The organism is Niveibacterium microcysteis (assembly GCF_017161445.1).
Classification (GTDB): Bacteria; Pseudomonadota; Gammaproteobacteria; order Burkholderiales; family Rhodocyclaceae; genus Niveibacterium; species Niveibacterium microcysteis.
This window is the reverse complement of sequence record NZ_CP071060.1, coordinates 2,066,056-2,087,101: the sequence shown is the minus strand read 5'-3', so window position 1 is coordinate 2,087,101 and position 21,046 is coordinate 2,066,056. Positions and strand designations below refer to the sequence as shown.

The following is a 21,046-nucleotide window of genomic DNA, read 5'->3' as shown; positions in this document are numbered from 1 at the left end:
TTCACACCCGTTCGATGATCGTGGCGATACCCATGCCGCCGCCCACGCACAGCGTGACCAGGCCACGGCGCAGGTTGCGGCGCTCCAGCTCGTCGAGCAGCGTGCCGACCAACATCGCGCCGGTGGCGCCGAGCGGGTGGCCCAACGCAATCGCGCCGCCATTCACGTTCACCTTCTCGTGCGGCACCCCCATCGCGCGCATGAATCGCAGCACCACTGCAGCAAAGGCCTCGTTCACCTCGAAGAGGTCGATGTCCTCAACACTCAGGCCGGCGCGGTCCAGCGCCTTGTGGGCCGCCAACGCTGGCGCGGTGAGCATGATCATCGGATCGTCGCCCGCCAACGCGGTGGCAACGATACGGGCGCGCGGCGTCAGCCCGTTCGCCGCCGCCGCTTCGTTGCCGATCAGCACAAGTGCGGCGCCATCGACGATGCCGGACGAATTGCCGGGGGTATGCACATGCCGCACCCGTTCCACCTGCGGATAGCGGCGCTTGACCAATTCATCGAAGCCCAAGCCGCCCATGGCCTCGAACGAGGGCTTGAGTTTGGCCAGCGCCTCGGGGGTCGTCGCCGGCTTGATGAACTCGTCCTCGGCGAGGATCACCTGTCCGAGTCGGTCCGTCACCGGCACCACCGAACGAGTGAAATGGCCTGCCGCGCGCGCAACGGCAGCACGCTGCTGCGAAGCCAGCGCGAAGGCATCGACCGTATCGCGGTCGTAGCCGTCCAGCGTGGCGATCAGGTCAGCGCCCACGCCCTGCGGCACGAAGTGGGTCGCAAGACTCGTCTCGGCGTCCAGCGCCCAGGCCCCGCCGTCGGACATCATCGGCACGCGCGACATCGATTCGACGCCACCGGCCACGACGAGATCCTCCCAGCCGGAGCGCACCTTCTGCGCCGCGAGATTCACCGCCTCCAGCCCGGAAGCGCAGAACCGGTTGATCTGCACACCGGCCGCGTTCCAGTCCCAGCCCGCGGCCAGCGCGGCGATCTTGGGCAGGCATGCGCCCTGATCCAGCACCGGCGTCACACAGCCCATCACCACATCGTCCACCCGTGCGGTCTCGAACCCGTGCCGACGCACCAACTCCTGCATCAACCCAACCGTCAGCGCGATTGGTTTGACCTCATGCAGGCTGCCGTCGGCCTTGCCCTTGCCACGCGGCGTGCGTATCGCCTCAAAAATGAATGCTTCGCTCATGCTCCCGGATTCCCCCAGCGTCTTCCCCGGCAGGCAAATTAGTTGAGCGAGCGTTTGCTTGGCAAATTATGTTTGTGCTGGGCGGCCCGGACGCGGAGTCATGAAGTGCCGTGCCGCCCAAGTGGGTAACGGATGCGCGTGCGTTGTTGGCAGCCAACGATGCCTCCATTCGTCGCAGTGATCGCGCAAGCGCCGCTCAGGCGTCCGCAATCGCTGCGCCGGACGCTGGCTGCAGCAGCGCGTTCCAGTCAACGCGCCGGCTGAGCACCATCACTCCAGCCAAAACACCGAACAGCAGCAGCGTGCCAAGCAGCAAGGCGTTCTGCTCCGAACACAGGATTCCGTACAGAGCGCCGTACAGCCCACTCAACAGCACGGCGAAACCGCTCGCTCGCCACATGCTTCCGAGCGCGGCACTCACGTAGTAGCTGATCAGCCCGACGCACACGACCGAGGCGGCGCCGTACGCGGCGTCGAAACCGATGTGTTCGGACAGCGCCAGTAGCAGCATGAAGAACAGCACCATCGCGAAGCCAACCAGCAGGTACTGCACCGGGTGAACCCGCAGGCCCTTGATCAGTTCGTAGACGGCAAAGAGCGCGAGCGTGCAACCGACGATCAGCATCGCGTATTTGGTGGCGCGGTCGCTCATCACGTACGCATCGACCGGGGCCACCAGGGCAACGGCAAAGCTCTCGACGCCAGCAACCGACCGTGCAACCGCCGGCGCATCATCCTGCGCGACAGTGTCACTGGCATTCTGCCCCGCCGGTTCGGCCCCAGCGCGAGCCAGCCATTGTGCGCGCGCATTGCTGGCCACGGCGCTGGTACGCCATACCGCATCAAACCCACTGCTGCGTACAGCCCGTTCGGCCGGAAGGAAATCACCGATGAATGAGGGATGCGGCCAGTCTGAATGCAACACGAGGCGGCTTTCCATGCCAAGCGGGATGACATCCAGGCGCTGCGCGCCGGCCACCTCCGCGACGATTTCAAAGTCAATCATGCTGCCTGGTTCCGGCACGCTCCCGAGCAAGGCGGACACCCCCGCAGGCAAACCGCTCACACCGGTACCTGGCGTTACGTTCAGCGCATGCCCACCCGCGTTCATGCGGACGGCGCGCAAGCCCCGCGCACTGGCCACCGAGAGCACGAGAGAGGGCCTGCCAAACTGGATCTCGCTGCCCTCGACGCTGCGCTTGACCGATGCCGCCGACGGCATCCGAAGCGCCCCCTGGAGCGCGCCAGAAAATGCGTAGCCGTTGACGCGGAAGACACCGCGCTTGCGAACATCGGGCACCAATTGGCCCGTCACATCGAGCGTCTCTGGCAACACGTACAGCACACCGGCCTGACTCATCGGCTCGCGCGTCTCTTTCGACGTGCCACGCTGATTCACCACCACCCAGTGCTCGGTGTACGGCACGATCAACAGCCCGCCGGCCAGAGCCTGGGGGCCGGCTAGGCTGTGGCTGACCGTGCGCAGCGTTTCTTCGCGATAACGGCCACGGTCTTCCATCACGCCTCGCACCATGGCAATCGCGATACCCAGCACGGCGGCAAGCGCCGCAAGCATCAGAAACTTTGAGACAAACGCCTTCATGATCGACTCCGTTCAGTACACGAGGTCGCCAGTGTCAGCGGTGAGCGTGGAGCCCTTCTGAGGGGAAAGTGTCCGGTGTGTGAAGTCCGGGTGAAGTCCCGAGGCTGCGCGTACCGACCACGCCCGGCGAGGTCGCCGTGAAACAGCGGTGTGCCAGTCCTAAGCCAGCGGCAGCGTGAGGCGCGCGAGAACGCCGCCATCCTCTGCGTTGTCGACGTCAACGCTACCGCCGTGCAGACTCGCGACCTCGCGCGCAACGGCAAGGCCCAGGCCGCTGCCTGAGCGGCTGCCGTCGGGGCGGGGTAAGGAGAAGAAGCGTTCGAAGACGCGTGGCAACGCGTATGCTGGTATCCCCGGCCCGTGGTCCCGCACCGAGAGCACCAGCTGCGTGCCGATGGTATCCAGCGTGATTCGCACCACACCGCCAGCGGACGAGAAGTCGATCGCATTATCGATCAGGTTGCCGACAGCGAAACCTAGCAGCGCTTCGTCACCGCGAATTTCAGGCCAGGACTCAGTCACCGGCCCTTCGATCGTGATGCCACGCTGCTCGGCCACGGCGCGGCGAGGGCCAACACAAGAGTCGAGCAGCGCCCCCGCTGACAGGCGCCGCAAATCGGGCGTACGGTCGCGCGCCTCAAGCCGCGACAGCAGAAGCAGCCGGTCGATTGCAGACTGCATGCGCACACTCTGTGCATGCACGTTGTGCGCGAAGCGCGCACGCTCGGCCGCCGGTAGATCGGCTTCTGCGAGCAGTTCCGATGCGCCACGGATTGCGGCAAGCGGGCTCTTCAGCTCATGCGTCAGCGCCTGAACATAACGTTCGACATAGAGTTTGCCGTCGAGCTTGCGCCGCATCGTGGCCATCGCCTGCGCCAGATCGTTAAGCTCCCGCGCCCCGGATCGCGGCACCTCGGCCGGGAGCCCTTCCGAAACATCACGCGCATAACGCTGCAGGCGACGGACCGCGAACGAAAGGCGGACGGTGACGAACAGACCGAGCGCCAACGAAGCCGCCACAAGCGCCAGCCCGTAGCGGGTGATTACGCTCTCGCTGCGCGCGATGATCGGGTCCACCCTGGCGATCGGCTTGGCAACCGTCAGCACGCCAATGATGCGCCCCGCATCGATCACCGGCGCAGCAACGTGGAACACTGTGCTCGCGTCGTCATTGGGTTCGCTGCGGGTGCTGCGCGCACCGTATTCGCCCTTGAGCGTGCGCGCGACATCTATCCAACGCGAGTAATCCAGCCCTTCGGCTCGCCCTTCGGAATCGAACACCACGATGCCGTGCGCATCGGTGACGTAGATGCGGTAGTCGAGCGATGTTTTCCGGAAGTGCCAGATCGGCGCATCGACCTGCCGTTGCGAGTAGGCGCGTACCTGGGTGGCGAAGCGCCCTTTTGCAAGGGTGCCGTCGCGTAATTCGTCGGACGCGAGCGCGGCCAGCAGGTTCGCAGTGTCGACCATCGACTCTTCGATCGTCTCCCGGATACTCGGCTTGACCTCGCGCACGACGATCATCAGCGCGAACAGCCCCGTGAGGCCGACGATGACGAAATAGCCGACGAGAATACGTAGCGGTAGGCTCAAGCTTGCACCGAGTACCCGAGTCCGCGATGTGTCTGAATCGGATCAGCGTCGGGCGCGACCTCGCGTAGTTTGGCGCGCAGGGTCTTGACGTGGGTATCGACGGTCCGGTCGGTGCTGTCACGGTCGTTGCCCCAAACCGCGTCGAGCAGTTGCTCGCGCGAGAACACCCGCCGCGGCGCTCGTAGCAAATGGGCCAGCAGACGGAACTCGAAACGCGTCAGCGGCAAGGCCTGAGCGCGATATTCGATGCGCGCCTCGAGTTCGAACAAGGTGAATCCACCGCTGACCGGTGCTGCCGCCGCTGAGGCAACAGCCGCCGTGCGACGCAGAATCGCCCGCACCCGCCCCGCCACCTCCCGCGGGCTGAACGGTTTTACGACGTAATCATCAGCCCCCAGTTCAAAGCCCATCACACGATCGATTTCCTCATTGCGCGCGGTGAGGAACATGACCGGCAGCGTCGAAAAGGCACGCAGGCGACGCACAAGTTCAAAACCGCTGATGTCCGGCAAGCCGATGTCGACCAGGGCAAGATCCGGCGGCGCATCGCGCAACAGAGCCAAGGCCGCAGCCCCGTTCTCCGCCTGCTCTACAACGTGGCCCTCGCTGCGCAGCACGTAACTCAGCGTGTCTGCAATGGCGGGTTCGTCATCAACGATCAGGACGCGACTCATGGGTTCTTCAATGAAGGGCAAAGGCCTCAAGGATAGCGCGCCGCTTGGAACCCACCCACCACATGCGGCGTGGCATCAACTCAGAACTTGTAGCCGAAGTTCAGGCGGAAGCCCTTGAGATCATGGTCACCATGGGTATAGGTAATCCCCAGGCTCGATTGTTCAATCGTGACACCTGCGAAGTTCACACGGGTACTCGCGGCGATCCCGAACTCCTGGTACTTCTCGATGTAGAGCGCGTCGCCGGAGTAGCGCGTGTCGATGATCCATGCACGCCACGCCGCCGGGCGCCCGAGCAGGCTTGACGGCAACGAGCTGCCCACATCGATGCCGTTGCGCAGCATCGTGTTCGAAAGGTCATAGTCGATTTCATAGTCACCGTACTTGAGGCTCTGCGTCCGGTACAAACCGACCATGTCGGTGATGCCGAACTGCCAGTCGCCCAACGCAAAGGCATAGCGGCTGGACAGACTCGCCGAGTACATCACTGCCGCCGCGCCAAGGTCGGACGATCCGGTCGCGCCAACCCGCAAGGCTGGCGTGAGCACCCAGCCCTTGAGCACCGGCACCCGGAGCGCGCCACCCAGTGCAGCGCTGCCGCCCTTGGCGCCTTCCACCGTGGTGTAGGTCAGCGGCGCCTCCAGCTTGAAGTGGTAGCCGTTGCCCAGGTTCCAGGTCCAGCCGAGCGGTAACTTGGTGACGTTTTGCGAGAATCCGCCGGCGCTGTAACGCCCGAACTCCAGTCCGACCAGCGCATAGTTGTTGCCAGCCATGGAGCTACCCGTTGTGTCGTCGACGAACACCGAGTCGGCCGCCGTCGAGAAGTCGGCTGCACCCATTTGCCCCATCAGGCTGCCAGGGTTGCCAGCGACCGGGTCGACAGGCGAAACATGGGCGAGCTCTTTCAACATCCGTGTCAGCAGGTCGGCGCCCTCGCCCTTCATCCAGGTTTCGAACTGGTCTTCACTCGCGCTGCGGGTGCCGCCGGCGAAGGTCAGGTTGATGCCGAGTGAAGGCACGCGAAAGTTCAGCGTCGGCGATCCGGATGCGTACTCCACCTGTGCTGGCAGGCCCCGGATGTAGAGGGTTGCCACGGCCGCCGATGTCTCGGTATAGGTACTGACAACGCCTTGCAGACCGCTTGCCGAAACGGCATCCAGCAGATCGCCGATTGCGGAAAAGCCTGCCTTGCCCTGTTGCCCACTCTCGCGCACCAAGGCGTCGAGTTCGAACAGATCCTTCGCCTGCACACCTGTGCAGCAGGTAGCCATTGCAACGGCCAATGCCCAGTTCCGCATATGCGCCCCCCTCTTACTCTGATCCGGCGGCTGTGCCGCCCATGAAATCGGAATATATCCCGGCGACCTCGGGCGACGCGAGAAGCGGAAATCCAATGCGCCAAACACGTCACGCAACGCATGGCCCCGCTATCTCGTTCTGATTGAAATGCCCACTATCCACGCAATCCCACCAAGCCTTGCAGCAGGGCGACGGCGCACCGCGGGCCGTCGACGGCGTCATGTGCGGGTCCCTGCTAGACTTGTCGCCCCAGCAGAGTGCATTCACAAGAGGCGGAGAGATGAACATCATCGATGACATCCGCGCACGGCAAGGCGAGCTGTCGCGCATTCGACGCGATATCCACGCTTATCCGGAACTTGCTTTCGACGAACACCGGACCGGTGATGTGGTCGCGAGACACCTGGAAGCGCTTGGGATCGAGACACATCGCGGCATCGGCCGCACCGGCGTGGTTGGCGTCATCCGTGCCGGGAGCAGCACGCGGGCGATTGGCTTGCGCGCCGACATGGATGCGCTCCCGATCACCGAACGCAACACCTTCGAGCATTGTTCAAGGCACGCTGGCCGCATGCACGCCTGTGGCCATGATGGTCACACCACGATGCTGCTCGGCGCCGCCGAATACCTGGCGAAGCACCGCAACTTCGACGGCACAGTCGTGCTGATCTTCCAACCGGCCGAAGAAGGCGAAGGGGGCGCGCCGGCGATGCTAGCGGACGGCCTGCTTGAACGCTTCCCGTTCGAGATGGTGTTCGGCATGCACAACTGGCCAGGGTTGCCAGTCGGCAGCTTTGGCGTCTTTCCTGGCCCGGTGATGGCAAGTTCAGATCAATGGGAAATCCATCTGCACGGCCGCGGCGCACACGCCGCCATGCCTCAGCAGGGCTTGGACCCGATTGTTGCGGGCGCGGCGCTGGTGCAATCACTGCAATCGCTAATCACGCGAACGCGCGATCCGCTCGAACCTGCGGTGCTATCCGTTACCCAGTTTCATGCGGGCGAGGCGTACAACGCGATCCCGGATCGCGCCTACCTGATGGGCACCGTGCGCGCCCTGTCTCACCATGAACGCGACCGCCTGGAACATGCCATCGGTGTCGTGACCGACGGTATCGCGGCGGCCCACGGCGTTCGCGCCGAATACACCTATCGGCGCGGCTACCCACCGACGATCAACGATGCTGCGGCTGCGGCCGTGTGCGCACAAGCCGCTGCCAAGGTGGCCGGCGCGACCGGCGTACTGGCCAATCTGCGCCCAAGCATGGGTGCGGAAGATTTCGCCTACTTCGCCCAGGCGCGGCCGGGTTGTTACGTGTGGATCGGCAACGGACCCGGTGAAGGTGGCTGTACCTTGCACAACCCGAATTACGACTTCAACGACGAAGCCCTGCCGATCGGTGCGAGTTACTGGGTGAGGCTGGTCGAAACCGCCTTGGCGCCCGCATGAGCCCCGACCAGATCCTGCTCTTCATTGGCGCCGCGTTGCTGCTCGCTGTCGCGCCGGGCCCCGACAACCTGGGGGTGCTGACGCTTGGGGTATCGCGCGGGCGCAGCGAGGCACTCGGCTTTGCGCTGGGCTGTGCAGTCGGCTGCTTCAATCACACGCTGCTGGCAGTGCTTGGCGTGTCCGCGCTGATAGCGGCCTCACCGCTCGCGTTTCGCGCGCTCCAACTGGCCGGTGCAGCCTACCTTGTCTGGATCGGCGTTCAGGCCTTGCGCTCTCGCGGCGCCCAGCTCGCCAACCTCGACACGCCATCGGCTGCGGCTGGCTTCCTGCCCTATTTCCGCCGCGGCTTGATCGCCAATGCGATCAACCCCAAAGTAGCTTTGTTCTTCCTCTCATTCCTGCCCCAGTTCATCCGCGCGGACGGCTGGCCGGCCCCGTTGCAGCTGGCGGTGCTCGGTGCGCTCTTCGCAGTGGTCGCCGCCATGGTCTTCGGCGGCATCGCGCTGGCTGCGGCGCCGCTTGGCGGCTGGCTACGTCGTCGCGAACGCCTTACGCGCTGGCTCGACCGTGCTACCGGCGGGCTCTTTGTCGGCTTGGGGATCCTTACCGCTGTGGGGATTCGCTGATTGCCTGTCGCGGCAGTCTGAGGCATCCTCGCGCCCTCGTTTTACGGGATTTGGTTTCATGCACGTTCACACCACGATTGCCAGCCTGCGCAAGGCGCTCATCAACGCCGACCGCGTCGCCTTTGCCCCGACCATGGGGAACCTGCATGAGGGCCACATCAGCCTGATGCAGCGAGCGCGCCACCACGCTGGCGTGGTTGTCTCCAGCATCTTCGTCAATCGACTGCAGTTCGGTCCGAATGAAGACTTCGACAAGTACCCGCGCACCTTCGAAGCGGACTGCGCCAAGCTGCGCGACGCCGGCGTCGATCACTTGTTCGCGCCAGACGAACGCGAGCTGTACCCGCAGCCGCAGCAGTACTTCGTGCAGCCCGCTCAGGCACAGGACGCCATTCTTGAAGGCGCTTGCCGCCCTGGGCACTTTCAGGGTGTCGCGACTGTCGTCTGCAAACTATTCAATATCGTGCAGCCGGACGTTGCGCTGTTTGGCAAGAAGGACTACCAGCAGCTCATGGTGATCCGCAACATGGTGCGCGAACTCGCCATGCCAATCGAGATCATTGGTTGCGACACCGTACGGGCAGCGGACGGGCTTGCCCTATCCTCCCGCAACGGCTACCTGAGTGCCGACGAGCGCGCCGAGGCGCCGCGCCTGCACCGCCAACTCGCCGCCATCGCCGAATCCGTGCGCGCCGGGCGCCATGATTTCGCCGCCCTTGAGGCCGCCGCAGTCGCGCATCTGAATGAAGCGGGCTGGCGCCCGGACTACATTGCGATTCGTCGGCAAGCGGATCTGCAAGCCGCCGAGGTCGGCGTTCCGCTCGTCGTGCTCGCCGCAGCCCGGCTCGGCAACACCCGTTTGATCGACAACCTGGAAATCTGATCGGCGCCAGCGCTGCACCGGCAAGGCCGGTGCTCGTCAGAAACTATCCGGTGACGTGGGAGATCCGCGAGCGCGACGACTCCGGCTCGAAGGGCCGCTCGTCGTCATGTTGTGCGATCTCGTTGATCGCACGTTCCGGATTCTCGGCGCCGCGTTGCAGCGCGACGCCCACCGCGAGCACGTCGATCACAACCAACTGCAGAATCCGCGCGATCATTGAAATGAAGGTTTGACCGTCTTCCACATGGTCAAGCCCGATACTGACCGTCGCCTTGCGCGCCAGTGGGCTCTTGCTCGCGGTGATCGCAATCACCTCGGCACCTGCTGCCATCGCGGCATCGACCGAGCGCAGCAAATCCGCCGGCCGGCCTGAGGTCGAAATCACCACGACGACATCGCCCGGCCCGAGTAACTCGGCAGACTGGATCTGCATGTGAGTATCGGAGTACGCCACACAGGGCACGCGGAACCGGAAGAACTTGAACTGTGCATCGAGCGCCACCACCGCCGCATTCCCGATCGCGTAGAACTCGATCCGGCGGGCGCGGCGCAAGAGTGTTGTCGCCTCTTCAATCGCGGCGACGTTGATGGTGTCGCGCAAGCGCAAGATCGCCGATGCGGTGTTCTCCATCACCTTGGCGCTGATGTCGGGCGCCGAATCGCCATGCCTCACCTGACTGTGACGAACCGGAACGGTGCCAGTGAGACCCGAAGCGAGCTTGAGCTTGAAATCGGACAGTCCCTGGAATCCAAGTGAGCGGCAGAAGCGGATCACGGTTGGCTGACTGACCTCAGCCTGCCGGGCAATCTCGATGATCGGATCGTTCAACACGGTCCGGGGGCGCGCGAGTACCAGCTGCGAGACCCGCTGCTCAGCCTTCGACAAGGTCGGGCCCGCCGAGCGAATCTTGTCCAGCAATGAACTGTCGCCAGTTGCGCGGCCACGCAGGTGATCAGCCAGGATGGCCGAAACGCCGTGGAACGCCGGATACGGCGCAGTGATCACGTAGGTCGGCACCTGCGACAGGTAATCCGAGAAACGCCCTTTTGCCTCGAAGCGCGCGCGGAACGGTGAATGCAGGAAGCGTGGCCCGAGCCGCGGCACGATGCCACCACCGATGTAGATACCGCCCAGCGCACCCAAGGTCACCGCCAAGTTGGATGCAACCGTGCCAAGCATGCCGCAGAAGCAATCGAGCGTTTCCACGCACACTGGATCACTGCCAGTGAGCGCGGCCTCAACGATATCCTTGGCCTTGCGCGGCAAGGGCGGCACGCCGTCTCGCTCGGACAGGGCGCGATAGGTCAATTCGATGCCGGGCCCGGAAATCAGACGCTCGCCAGACACGTGGGGGTACTCACGCCAGCAATAGCGCAGCACATCCATCTCGCGCTCGTCGTTAGGCGCAAAACTTGTGTGGCCGCCTTCACTGCCCAGCGTTACCCACCGATCCTCGGTGGGGATCAGTGCTGACACGCCAAGGCCGGTGCCCGGCCCAAGCAAGCCGATGACTGAGTTAGGCTGAGGTTCACCACCGCCAACCTGCATACGCTGGTCGGCATTCAGATGCCGCAGCGCCATCGCGAGTGCGGTGAAGTCATTCACGACCAACAACGTGGTCAGGTCGAGCCGCTGACGCACTTCATCGATAGAGAAAGTCCAGTCGCGATTGGTCATTCGGACCAGATCGCCGCCGATCGGATTGGCAATCGCAATGCCCGCGTGACTCACACGGAGCACACCAACCTTGCGCAGATAGGCCCGGGTCACATCGACCAGGCCGGCGTAGTCGTCACACCGCAATACTTCGATCGACGCAAAGACACCGGGGGCCATCTCCAGCGCGAAACGTGCATTCGTCGCACCGACGTCCGCGAGCAATCGCGGGCCATCAAGGTACGGTTTGGGGTGCGAGAGCATGGGCACAAATCCGGCAACCGAAGCCGGTGTCACACCACGCTGCGCCCCCCTAGCCATCATGCGACCTCGCAACCCATCGTTGCCTCGAGCAGCTCGTACCAATGCTGACGATCAAGGCTGTGGTTGGCGGCGGCGATGGCCAAACGAACCCGTTCGAGCTTGCCAGTACCGATAACCGGCACCACACCAGAGGGATGGCGCATCAGCCACGCAAGCGCAACCTGCTCCGGTGTCAAACCCGTTTCCCGCCCGATCCGCTGCAGAACCTCGCCCACGGCGAGCCCGCGCTCATCGCCTTGCGAGAAAAGCCGTCCCGCCGCCAGCGGTGACCATGCCATTGGAACAATCCGCATCTTCTGGCATTGATCGAGCGTGCCATCCGCCAATGGGTCGGTACGCAGCAGCGAGAATTCAATCTGGTTTACCACCAAGGGGAACGGTAACCGCGATTGCAGCAGCTCGACTTGGTGAGGATGATAATTCGAGACACCAAAGGTCCTGACCTTGCCCGATTGCTTCAGCGCGCAGAACGCCTCGGCAACCTCGTCCGCATCCAGCAACGGGTCGGGGCGATGCAGGAGAAGGAGATCGATACGATCGGTCGAAAGCGATCTGAGCGAGTTCTCAACCTGCGCGGCAATGTAGCCACGCGAACAGTCGTAATGCTTGACGCGCAGATCCGGCCAGCGGGCCGACTTCAGGCGGATTCCGCACTTGGTAACCAGTTGCAGGCGATCGCGCAGGCCGGCAGAACGCCGGAGTGCATCACCAAGTGCCGCTTCGCCTTGGTAATCGCCGTAGATATCCGCTGTGTCGACTGTCGTCACCCCGACCTCAGCCGCGCCTTCGACAAAAGCGGCCATTTCCGCCGCTGTCATCGACCATTCCTGGAAGCGCCAGGTTCCAAGCACGATCGGAGAGATCTTCCCGACATGGCGGGACGCAATCATGGCCTCGCCTCCAACAGCACCACGCCCTCGCCCAACACTTTCACCTTGCCCCCACTCACCGTCACTTCACGTCCCGTATAGGCATCGCGCAAGCTAACCCCATTGGCAAATACATCGCCAACGGAAAGCTCCTGATCACCGTTTACACCAATCGCCGCAACGATACGATCGCTGCCGTCAGCGGCAACTCGCGAAAACACGTAGGGACTGGAAGAAAGCTTTGCATGCCGACCGCGTGCCACAGCAGGGTGGCGAGCGCGGAACTGAGTTAGCTTCGTCCAATGCGCGAGCACGGAATCATTGATCGCATTCCAGTTCATGTCGGAACGCGTAGCCTGCTGCGGATCGGAATTGGTGAACGGACCCGGCGGACGGGATGTTTCGTCACCATAGAATATCTGCACCCCGCCCGGCGCCAGCAAGAGCGCCGTGCCGCCATCGATCAAGCGGCCGCGGGGAAAGAGCTTCGTATCGTGAGATGAAATATACGAAAGCACGTTATAGCCCGGATCACCTGCCAGCTTCGCAGCGTAGTCTCGATAGACGCCGTCGAGATCGCGAAGGTTGGCCGCGCGATCCTGAAAATCGAAATTGATCATGGCGTCAAAACCATTGGCGTACAGCGCGCTCTTTTCGACGCCGTGCCCCCAGTACTCGCCGACCATCCAGAATGGCTGATCGTCAATTTTCTTCGTCGGGTTCTTCGACTTCCACTCCGCCAGCGCCTTTACCGCATCGGATTTGAGGCGCTTCCATGCAGCCGGTTCTACATGCTTGACGGTGTCACATCGGAATCCGTCTACACCGTAATCCCGGACCCAATTGGTAAGCCAGGTTACCAAATAGTCGCGGACGGTCGCATTCGGGAGCGTCTTAGCCTGCGTATCGCGTTTCGCTTTAAGAAACGGGGGAAGATCAACCTTCTCCGTGCTTTCAGTGCGGAAGTCCGGCAAATAGGCGAGTTGTTTCGTGTAATCGTCGCTGCCCTCTGGCGCGTAGCCGGGCAATCCGGCTCGTACCCAGGCGCCCCCCCACCATTGAGCCCACTTCTTCTTATCGGCGTTGTAGTCGATAAACTCGTGGTAATCACGCAGGCCGGCCTTATCCGCGCCGCGCCAAAGAACGGGGATACGAAAATCGAGGGCGCTCTGGATATCGAGATAGCCCGGGTGATTCATGACAACATCGAACACCACCCGAATACCCTGTGTATGCGCGGTATCGATCATTTCGCGCAATTCATCCGGGGTACCCATGTTGCGATCCAACACGGTGAAATCGGTCGCGTAATAGCCGTGGTAGGAGTAGTGCTTAAACTCCTGGTTCCCACCAACCACCCAACCGTGAATCTGTTCGTACGGTGCGGTTATCCATATTGAATTGACGCCTAGCGCCGAAAACCAGCCAGACTTGAGCCGTTCGGTAACGCCGGCGAGATCCCCGCCATGAAAGGTGCCGATTTCGTTCAGGCCGTCTCTCTTGCGACCGTAGCTGCCGTCGTTATCCGGATTGCCGTTCTTGAAGCGATCCGTAACGAGGAAATAGACAATCGGATTGTCCGCGAACTCCGATGCCGCGAAACACTGACTACTCAGGACACATCCAAAAGCAACAAAGATCGCAAAGATCTGGCGCATAACGGCCTCGCGGGGACCAAATAAAATCCGCCGCCTCAAAGGGCGGCGGATCGTCACACACGCAAATTACTTTGCCTGGCGAGCCTTGATTGCTTCTTCCTTGGACGTGTAGATCGCCTTGTCGCCAGCATTCACCCAGATTTGCTTGATGGTGTTGCCGTCGAAGCGCTGATCTTTCCCGCCCTGCTCTTTGGTATCGCCCTTGTGAATGATGTAGTTCACGAAGCCGCTCTTACCAAACGCCGACAGCGGAACGTGCCAGTACACGCCGGCATCGTCCGTCTTGCCCTTCGGCTTCAGCGGACCAAACCAGTCCACGCCATCAATCGGCGTACCCGGCTGACCAGGGTTGCCAATCCATGCATGCAGACCCCAGCCGGCATAGTTGCCATCCGGGCGGAAGTAGTTGATCGCGATCTGACCTTCGGCCGGATCAGAAGCATCCGCCGCGAAAATCGGCATTGCTGCCACGCCCAGAGCCAGTGCAGTAACGGCCTTCAGAAAAAAACGCTTTGTAGTCATGGGTTGTCCTCCGGTGGAAAGTACTTAGCAGGGATATCCATTTCGCACAGCGAGACTATCCGTAGGCGCCGAATCGCGACGGTGCTACACCGCCACGTCGGCGCTCTTCTTATCGAATCAAACCAAAACAGTTCTTAACCCTTGACGCCACCAGCCGTCAGACCGCCGACCATCCAGCGCTGACTGAGCAGGAACACGAAGGTGATGGGCAAACCAGACAAGATCGCGGCCGCCGCGAAATCGCCCCATAGATACTTCTGTTCATACAAGAACAGCTTCGAACCCACCGCGAGCGTCAGGTTGGCCTCTTGATGCAGAAGCACGGAGGCAACCGGGTATTCGATGATTGCGCCAATAAAGGCCAGCAGGAATACAACCATCAGGATTGGCTTCGCCATCGGGAGCAGAACGTACTTGAACGCCTGCCAGTGCGTCGCACCGTCTACGACCGCAGCTTCCTCGATTTCCACCGGGATGGTGTCGTAGTAGCCCTTGATGGTCCACACGTGCAGCGCAATACCACCAGCGTAGGCAAGAATCAAAGCCCAATGGCTATCAACACCTAGCCATTTCACATAGCTACCGAGGTAGTCGAAGATCGAAAAGATTGCGATCAGCGCGAGCACCGTCGGGAACATCTGCATGAGCAGAAGCGCAGTCATCCAGTGCTTCTTGCCACGGAATTTCATTCGAGCAAAGGCATATGCAGCAGTCGTCGACAACAACACCGCGATGAATGCGGAAATCAATGCAATCTTGATTGAGTTCCACAGCCAGAGCAGCACCGGGAATGGCGGCGTAATCAGTGAACCATCTTCCGCCTGATACGAAATGCCAAGCGCGAGCTTCCAGTGTTCGAAGCTGATTTGGGCGGGGATCAAGCTGCCAACTGCGAAGTTACCCGGCCGAAGCGAGATCGACAGAATCATCAAGAACGGAAACATGCACAGCGAGATGAACGCAATCAGCCCCAAGTGAGCCACCACGACACGCCAGCGATGCGATTTATCCAGAACGATAGCCATACCAAAAACCTTTCAACTCGTTAGCAGGGAGTCAGCACAGCGCGCGACTCCCCTCTTGACCTGCGGTTCGCCGAGATCAGCGGGCTTCCTGTTGATTCACCTTGGTCAAACGCAGGTTGATGATCGAGAGAATCGCAACCATGATGAAGATGACGGTCGAAATTGCCGCGGCCAAACCAAACTGCTGCCCCGAATCACCGAACGCGATACGGTAGGTGTAGGAGACGAGGATGTCCGTCTCACCTGCCGGAATCTTCGTATCGAGGAAGTCCGGACGGCCGTTCGTCAGCAGGCTGATCAGCACAAAGTTGTTGAAGTTGAACGCGAAAGACGAGATCAACAATGGCATCAACGGCTTCAGAATCAGCGGCATCGTGATCTTGAAGAAGTTGGTGAGCGGACCGGCACCCGCCAACGCAGAGGCCTCGTAAAGATCCGCTGGAATCGACTTAATCAGGCCTTGGCACAGCACCATCATGTAGGGATAACCGAGCCAAGTATTGACGATCAGGATCATCACCTTCGCCAGAGTGGGGTCGGAAAACCATGGCGGCTTCACACCGATCAGTTGGTCGAGAATCAGGTTGATTTCGCCAAAGTTATTGTTGAACAAGCCCTTGAAGACCAGGATCGAAATAAAGCCAGGCACCGCATACGGCAAGAATAGGAAGGTGCGGTACATATTGCGCCCGGCGATCGCTTCCCAGTTCAGCAGCACCGCGAGGAACATGCCAACTGCTGCAGTCAGCAGGACCGACATGAACGAGAAGGTCACGTTCCAGGCAAAGATACGCAGGAACGGTTGCTGGATCGACTCGTCGCCCAAGACACGGCGGAAATTGTCAAGACCGATGCCAACCTTGAAACCCGGTGCAAGCTGATCGCCCTGTGCGGTCTCATAGAAGCCGGTCTTAAAATTCGGCTTAACGATCTGGCCAGTTTGAACGTTGGTCAATGAGCCGTCGGGATTCTTCGAATAGAGCTTCTTGACCGGCGCGAACTCACGCAAACCGGACATCGTCAACTCAACGCCATCGGGCAATTTGACGATGACTTCCTTGAGCATGTTGCGCAGAGGAATGATGTCGCGAAGCTCAAGCGGATCACCCAGCGCAACTTCGGACGACCCGGTCGGCGTCGCCTGCGCCACAACGCGCTCGGCTTTTTTCAGTGCCAACGGGCCGGTAACAAACGAAAGGGCAACGTCTTCGTTATCGAGCTTAAGCCGATACTCGCTGCCTTCGCGATGAATTGTGGTGGCGAATGTCTGACCTTCCGTCTGATAGGTCTCGTCCAGCAGGTACTTTGTTGCGCGGTCGAATTCGAGCAGGTTCTTGGAACTGTAGTTCGTGAATCCGATCGCAATGGTGTAGACCATCGGGAACACCACGAATATCAACGCGCCCGCTACGCCCGGAAAGAGGTAACGATACGAATAGGCGCCAGGGGCGGTATAGACGTACACCATCAGTGCGACGACAAACAAGCCGACACCAGCGACAACCGTCTGTCCGGACACATACAGCATAAAAACGAGATAGAGACCAGATAGCGCTAGCAGCGCAAGCAGCGCTGGGCCAATCCATTTTGTCAGACGGTCGTTCACGACTCACATCCCTTACGTGCAGATCTCTCACGCGCCGGCAAACGGGCACGAAAGCCAAGGCGCTTGGATCCGATTGAAACAGCCAAAGACCGCGCCAAACACTCGCCGAATAGGCTCGACGAGTGCTGGCGGGCAAACAAGGCGGGTCGCAGACCCGCCGTGAAGCAGATTACTTCGTCACGATCCGCTTGGCAGCGGCGTCGAGACCTTCCTTCGGAGTCTGACGACCCTGCGTGATGTTCTGCAGAGCGGAAGCCATCGACGCCCAGAAACGACCCATTTCCGGGTTGTTCGGCATCGGAGCACCGTTCTTGGCCGATTCCATCACAGCCTTGATGTTGGCGTCGGCAGCGAGTTCCTTGTAGAACGCCTTGTCGGCCGGCACACCCATCGGCACGTCAGCGTTACAGGTCTTCAGGCCCTGCTGGCTCAGCATGTAGTTCTCGATGAATTCAACAGCCAGTTCCTTGTTCGGGCTGGCCTTGTTAACCATCGCGCCGATCACACCGACGAACGGTGCGCCAGCCTTGCCACCAACCTTCGGAATCGGGGCGGTGCCGAAGTTGATCTTCGACTTCTTCAGGTTGTCCCAAGCCCACGGGCCGTTGATCATCATGGCGATCTTGCCTTGGTTGACACCGGCTTCCATGTCGGCGTACGAAGCGCCCTTCGGCATCACGCCGTCGGTAATCATCTTCGCCAGCAGCGTCGCGCCCTGAACAGCACCCTTGTTATTCACGCCGGTGTCGTTCGGATCGTACGTACCGTCCTTCTTCAGCTTGAATGCGTAGCCGCCGTTAGCAGCAAGCACCGGCCACGTGAAGTACGTGTTGGTGTAGTCCCACAGGATGGCCTTCTTGCCTTCAGCCGACAGCTTCTTGTCGATTGCAGCGATTTCTTCGAAGGTCTTCGGGGCGGTCGGGACGAGGTCCTTGTTATAGATCAGGTGCACTGCTTCGATAGCGAGCGGATAGCCCCAGACCTTGTTGCCCAGCGAGAAGGCATTCCAACCCAGCTGATCAATGGCGTCCTTGGCCTTCTTGCTCGGGGCAAGCGGCTGCAGCAGACCACCGGCGATCCACTCGCCGATACGATCGTGCGCCCAGATCCAGATGTCCGGACCCTTGCCAGCGGCAGCGGCTTGCTGGAACTTACCCGGGGCATCTTCCGGGTGCTCGACGGAAACCTGAACACCGGTCTTCTTCGTGAATTCTTGGCCGACTTTCGCCCAACCGTTGTAGCACTTATCGCCGTTGATCCAGATCAGAAGCTTGCCTTGCTCGGCAGCTTGAACCGGTGCGCTCATCACGCCGGACAGTGCCACCACCGCCGAAGCGGCGAACAGCTTCACTTGATTACCGACTTGCATACTTCATCTCCTTGTAGTGGTCCACCCCATGATCGCCATGTCGTGTGCGGAACACGCACGCGACCGACACTTCTTAACGCGCTACGGATGCCGGATAAATCTTTTATATTTTTGTTTTTGGCTATTGGCGCCTGGTTACCAGGTCACCGGGCAAGCCTGCCCTTTTTCGTCAAATGCATAGCAGCGCTGCAGCGGCAGCCCCACCACGATGTTCTCGCCCACTTTCGCGTGCTTGTCACCAGGCGCCCGCACGATGAACGGTGAATCACAGCCAGCGACTTCCAGATAGAAATACGTGGTATCGCCAAGACGTTCGACAACCTGGATTTTTCCGGCCATCGTGCTGTCACCAGGCTCGACATCGATCGAGGCATGTTCCGGCCGAACACCGAAAGTCACCGGTGCACCCGGCTTCAGGCGGCGAGCGTCGACGGCTGCCTTGACCACAGCACCGCTCTTGAGCTTGATCTGAGCAACTTTCTCGTCAGCCGACACAAGCTGACCATGAACGAAGTTCATCTTCGGGGAGCCGATAAAGCCTGCCACGAAGAGATTTGCTGGGCGGTGATAGAGCTCAAGCGGCGCGCCAACCTGCTCAATGCGCCCTGCCGACAGCACCACGATGCGGTTCGCAAGCGTCATCGCCTCAACCTGATCGTGGGTAACGTAGATCATCGTTGCCTTGAGCTCAGAGTGGAGCTTCGAAAGCTCAACACGCATCTGCACGCGCAACGCGGCATCCAGGTTCGACAACGGCTCGTCAAAGAGGAAGACATCCGGCTTGCGCACGATCGCGCGGCCAATCGCCACGCGCTGACGCTGACCACCGGAGAGCGCCTTCGGTTTGCGCTCGAGCAGATGTTCAATCTGGAGAATCTTGGCAGCACGATCGACAGCCGCCTTGGTGTCATCCTTGGAGGCGCCCGCAAGTTTCAGTGCGAACGCCATGTTCTCTTCCACAGACATGTGGGGATAGAGCGCATAGCTCTGGAACACCATCGCGACGCCACGCTTCGAGGGCGGCTCGTCGTTGACGCGCTTCGAGCCGATATAAAGCTCGCCAGCGCTGATGTCCTCAAGACCAGCAATCGACCGCAAAAGCGTCGATTTGCCACAGCCGGACGGACCGACAAAAACAATGAACTCGCCGTCCTGGATCTCCAGATCGATGCCGTGGAGCGTCTGCACATCTCCGTACGACTTCTTGATGCCCTTGAGTACCAGTCCAGCCATCTAAATCTCTCCGGTTACAGTGGGTCAAATCGGACCCATACGGCAACACATGCTGCCGACAACGATGGACGCAACGCGCATCCCAAATGAAATCTCAAGACTCCCCGGACCGAAGCCCGGGGAGTGATTCAAACAGTCAGCTCAACTGAGCTGCCGTCTGATTCTTACCACCAAGCTTCGAACTGAACGCCGTAGGTGCTGCCGTTGCTCGCAAAGTCCTTGCCGTTCTCGACACCAACGCCACAGTCACGACCGGTGCAACCATGGTAGCCAGAGTTCTTCATGGCATCGTTCCAGTTCGCGTAGGTGTAATAAGCGCGAATTGCCGGACGTGCCCAGAAGCTCTTGCCCGCGCTGATCTGACCAGCCAGGGTGAGCTTGTTCATCGAACGCTCTTCTTGACCGTCGGTCTTGGCGGAATCGTGACCAACTTCGCCACCCACCGAGTACAGATCGTTAAAGTGGTACCAAACGCGGCCACCGAGGTTCCAACCCGTGGTGTCCTTGCCCTTGTTTTCGTTGGTCACTTGATAGCCGAAAGTGGCCGAGCCATTCCACGCACCCGCGTCAAACACCAGGTGATCAAGGAAGCGCCAGCCTTCAGACTCGTAGGTATCCGACGACCACCACTTCGCCGTGCCGTCTAGATTGGCGCCATCTTGCGCGATCTGGATCACAGCACGGTTGAAGCCACCCAAAACACCGATGGTGTGCTGGGCCGTCAACGCGTAGCCGCTGGCGGATTCGTTCTTTTTGCCGTCACTGTTCTCACGGGAGTTCGGCGAGACGATATCCGCGATGAAGTCCAGAGAGCCAAAACCACCAAGCTGAACACCTTCGAGGCGCAGATCGTGGGTGGTCACAGACTTGGCACCACCATCAGCGTAGTTCGGCTTGAAGCCGCCCGCACCGCTCCAGTCCATATCGCCCGTGCGCATGTAGGCGTACGACAGCTTACCGAAGCCCACATCAACGTTCTCAAGACCAGCACCCGGACCGGTGACGGCGTTGTAGAAGAAGTCGGTCATGTGGATGTCTTGGCGCTTGTAGTAACGCTTACCAGCCCAGATGTTGGCGGTAGCAAGCGGGCCAGAACCAACGTTGGTTGCTTCGGCCCACATTTGGCGCCACGACGGAGTGGATTCTTCCCAGTCGTTCAGCTGCTGCGTACCACCGGCAATCATAGTGTGGATGTTGAACTTGGTTTCACCCTTCTCGGCCAGGTTGGCGTCGAAAGCGAGTTCGAAGTAGGTGTCGCACTCGTTACCAAGACGGAAGTGGCCGAGACCGCTCGGGCCCCAGTAGCAAACCATCGAACCGCCGTCGACCGACGAGCCGACGCCGCTACGTGCATAGCCGTGGAAATCAACTGCAGCGGCGCCAGCGCCGGCAGACAGCGTAGCGGCCGCGACTGCGGCAGCGATTGCGCTGAGTTTGAAGTTCATGTCACC

17 protein-coding genes are annotated in these 21,046 nt (G+C 60.9%); 3 read left to right on the top strand and 14 right to left on the bottom strand.

The window, feature by feature from the left end; genetic code table 11:
* Position 1: 1 nt before the first annotated feature.
* From JY500_RS09470 to JY500_RS09450, 5 genes are all read right to left on the bottom strand, one after another.
* Complete coding sequence (locus JY500_RS09470) at positions 2 to 1,204, bottom strand: acetyl-CoA C-acetyltransferase (protein WP_206256173.1); 1,203 nt, start codon at positions 1,202 to 1,204, stop codon at positions 2 to 4.
* Positions 1,205 to 1,400: 196 nt separating this feature from the next.
* Complete coding sequence (gene creD, locus JY500_RS09465; protein ID WP_206256172.1) at positions 1,401 to 2,807, bottom strand: cell envelope integrity protein CreD; 1,407 nt, start codon at positions 2,805 to 2,807, stop codon at positions 1,401 to 1,403.
* A gap of 159 nt (positions 2,808 to 2,966) precedes the next feature.
* Positions 2,967 to 4,400 (bottom strand): two-component system sensor histidine kinase CreC, encoded by a 1,434-nt coding sequence (creC, locus tag JY500_RS09460; protein WP_206256171.1) that lies wholly within the window; start codon positions 4,398 to 4,400, stop codon positions 2,967 to 2,969.
* Complete coding sequence (creB, locus tag JY500_RS09455) at positions 4,397 to 5,074, bottom strand: two-component system response regulator CreB (protein ID WP_206256170.1); 678 nt, start codon at positions 5,072 to 5,074, stop codon at positions 4,397 to 4,399. The genes creC and creB overlap by 4 nt, the downstream gene beginning before the upstream one ends.
* 80 nt (positions 5,075 to 5,154) lie before the next feature.
* Entirely contained in the window at positions 5,155 to 6,345 is a 1,191-nt protein-coding gene (locus JY500_RS09450) for a hypothetical protein (protein WP_206256169.1), read from the bottom strand.
* A 308-nt stretch (positions 6,346 to 6,653) separates the two neighbouring features.
* Here JY500_RS09450 and JY500_RS09445 point away from each other — a divergent pair, with 308 nt between their 5' ends.
* The 3 genes from JY500_RS09445 to panC are packed head-to-tail and all read left to right on the top strand — an operon-like array spanning position 6,654 to position 9,332.
* Positions 6,654 to 7,823 (top strand): M20 aminoacylase family protein, encoded by a 1,170-nt coding sequence (locus tag JY500_RS09445; RefSeq protein WP_172202965.1) that lies wholly within the window; start codon positions 6,654 to 6,656, stop codon positions 7,821 to 7,823.
* A complete protein-coding gene (locus JY500_RS09440; protein WP_206256168.1) occupies positions 7,820 to 8,449 on the top strand; it encodes a LysE family translocator in 630 nt (209 codons plus the stop codon). The genes JY500_RS09445 and JY500_RS09440 overlap by 4 nt, the downstream gene beginning before the upstream one ends.
* Before the next feature lie 58 nt (positions 8,450 to 8,507).
* On the top strand, positions 8,508 to 9,332 hold the full coding sequence (panC, locus tag JY500_RS09435) for a pantoate--beta-alanine ligase (RefSeq protein WP_206256167.1): 825 nt from the start codon (positions 8,508 to 8,510) through the stop codon (positions 9,330 to 9,332).
* Between the two features lie 43 nt (positions 9,333 to 9,375).
* On the opposite strand, the gene JY500_RS09430 is transcribed toward panC, so the two are convergent.
* From JY500_RS09430 to JY500_RS09390, 9 genes are all read right to left on the bottom strand, one after another.
* Positions 9,376 to 11,253 carry a glucokinase gene (locus JY500_RS09430; RefSeq protein WP_172202968.1) on the bottom strand — a complete coding sequence of 626 codons (1,878 nt, stop codon included), beginning with the start codon at positions 11,251 to 11,253 and terminating at the stop codon, positions 9,376 to 9,378.
* Positions 11,254 to 11,309: 56 nt separating this feature from the next.
* Entirely contained in the window at positions 11,310 to 12,203 is an 894-nt protein-coding gene (locus tag JY500_RS09425; protein WP_206256166.1) for an aldo/keto reductase, read from the bottom strand.
* A complete protein-coding gene (locus tag JY500_RS09420) occupies positions 12,200 to 13,840 on the bottom strand; it encodes an alpha-amylase family glycosyl hydrolase (RefSeq protein ID WP_206256165.1) in 1,641 nt (546 codons plus the stop codon). The genes JY500_RS09425 and JY500_RS09420 overlap by 4 nt, the downstream gene beginning before the upstream one ends.
* A gap of 66 nt (positions 13,841 to 13,906) precedes the next feature.
* Positions 13,907 to 14,362, bottom strand: coding sequence for a pullulanase-associated domain-containing protein (locus JY500_RS09415; RefSeq protein ID WP_172202971.1), 456 nt, complete (start codon positions 14,360 to 14,362; stop codon positions 13,907 to 13,909).
* Between the two features lie 134 nt (positions 14,363 to 14,496).
* A complete protein-coding gene (gene malG, locus JY500_RS09410; protein WP_172202972.1) occupies positions 14,497 to 15,387 on the bottom strand; it encodes a maltose ABC transporter permease MalG in 891 nt (296 codons plus the stop codon).
* Between the two features lie 76 nt (positions 15,388 to 15,463).
* Positions 15,464 to 16,993: a maltose ABC transporter permease MalF gene (malF, locus tag JY500_RS09405; protein WP_206256164.1), complete on the bottom strand. Its 1,530-nt coding sequence runs from the start codon at positions 16,991 to 16,993 to the stop codon at positions 15,464 to 15,466.
* A gap of 169 nt (positions 16,994 to 17,162) precedes the next feature.
* Positions 17,163 to 18,362: a maltose/maltodextrin ABC transporter substrate-binding protein MalE gene (gene malE / locus JY500_RS09400; RefSeq protein ID WP_172202973.1), complete on the bottom strand. Its 1,200-nt coding sequence runs from the start codon at positions 18,360 to 18,362 to the stop codon at positions 17,163 to 17,165.
* 135 nt (positions 18,363 to 18,497) lie between these two features.
* A complete protein-coding gene (locus tag JY500_RS09395; protein ID WP_172202974.1) occupies positions 18,498 to 19,595 on the bottom strand; it encodes an ABC transporter ATP-binding protein in 1,098 nt (365 codons plus the stop codon).
* Positions 19,596 to 19,759: 164 nt separating this feature from the next.
* Positions 19,760 to 21,040, bottom strand: a complete 1,281-nt coding sequence (locus JY500_RS09390; protein WP_206256163.1) for a maltoporin — start codon at positions 21,038 to 21,040, stop codon at positions 19,760 to 19,762.
* Positions 21,041 to 21,046 lie beyond the last annotated feature (6 nt).

Excerpts from the sequence above, each read along its gene's own strand:
- JY500_RS09425 (WP_206256166.1), bottom strand. The coding sequence starts at position 12,203 with ATGATTGCGTCCCGCCATGTCGGGAAGATCTCTCCGATCGTGCTTGGA.
- JY500_RS09445 (WP_172202965.1), top strand. The coding sequence starts at position 6,654 with ATGAACATCATCGATGACATCCGCGCACGGCAAGGCGAGCTGTCGCGC.
- JY500_RS09395 (WP_172202974.1), bottom strand. The coding sequence starts at position 19,595 with ATGGCTGGACTGGTACTCAAGGGCATCAAGAAGTCGTACGGAGATGTG.
- malG (WP_172202972.1), bottom strand. The coding sequence starts at position 15,387 with ATGGCTATCGTTCTGGATAAATCGCATCGCTGGCGTGTCGTGGTGGCT.
- JY500_RS09440 (WP_206256168.1), top strand. The coding sequence starts at position 7,820 with ATGAGCCCCGACCAGATCCTGCTCTTCATTGGCGCCGCGTTGCTGCTC.
- JY500_RS09420 (WP_206256165.1), bottom strand. The coding sequence starts at position 13,840 with ATGCGCCAGATCTTTGCGATCTTTGTTGCTTTTGGATGTGTCCTGAGT.
- JY500_RS09450 (WP_206256169.1), bottom strand. The coding sequence starts at position 6,345 with ATGGCTACCTGCTGCACAGGTGTGCAGGCGAAGGATCTGTTCGAACTC.
- JY500_RS09470 (WP_206256173.1), bottom strand. The coding sequence starts at position 1,204 with ATGAGCGAAGCATTCATTTTTGAGGCGATACGCACGCCGCGTGGCAAG.
- JY500_RS09430 (WP_172202968.1), bottom strand. The coding sequence starts at position 11,253 with ATGCTCTCGCACCCCAAACCGTACCTTGATGGCCCGCGATTGCTCGCG.
- creD (WP_206256172.1), bottom strand. The coding sequence starts at position 2,807 with ATGAAGGCGTTTGTCTCAAAGTTTCTGATGCTTGCGGCGCTTGCCGCC.
- malE (WP_172202973.1), bottom strand. The coding sequence starts at position 18,362 with ATGCAAGTCGGTAATCAAGTGAAGCTGTTCGCCGCTTCGGCGGTGGTG.
- panC (WP_206256167.1), top strand. The coding sequence starts at position 8,508 with ATGCACGTTCACACCACGATTGCCAGCCTGCGCAAGGCGCTCATCAAC.
- JY500_RS09415 (WP_172202971.1), bottom strand. The coding sequence starts at position 14,362 with ATGACTACAAAGCGTTTTTTTCTGAAGGCCGTTACTGCACTGGCTCTG.
- creB (WP_206256170.1), bottom strand. The coding sequence starts at position 5,074 with ATGAGTCGCGTCCTGATCGTTGATGACGAACCCGCCATTGCAGACACG.
- JY500_RS09390 (WP_206256163.1), bottom strand. The coding sequence starts at position 21,040 with ATGAACTTCAAACTCAGCGCAATCGCTGCCGCAGTCGCGGCCGCTACG.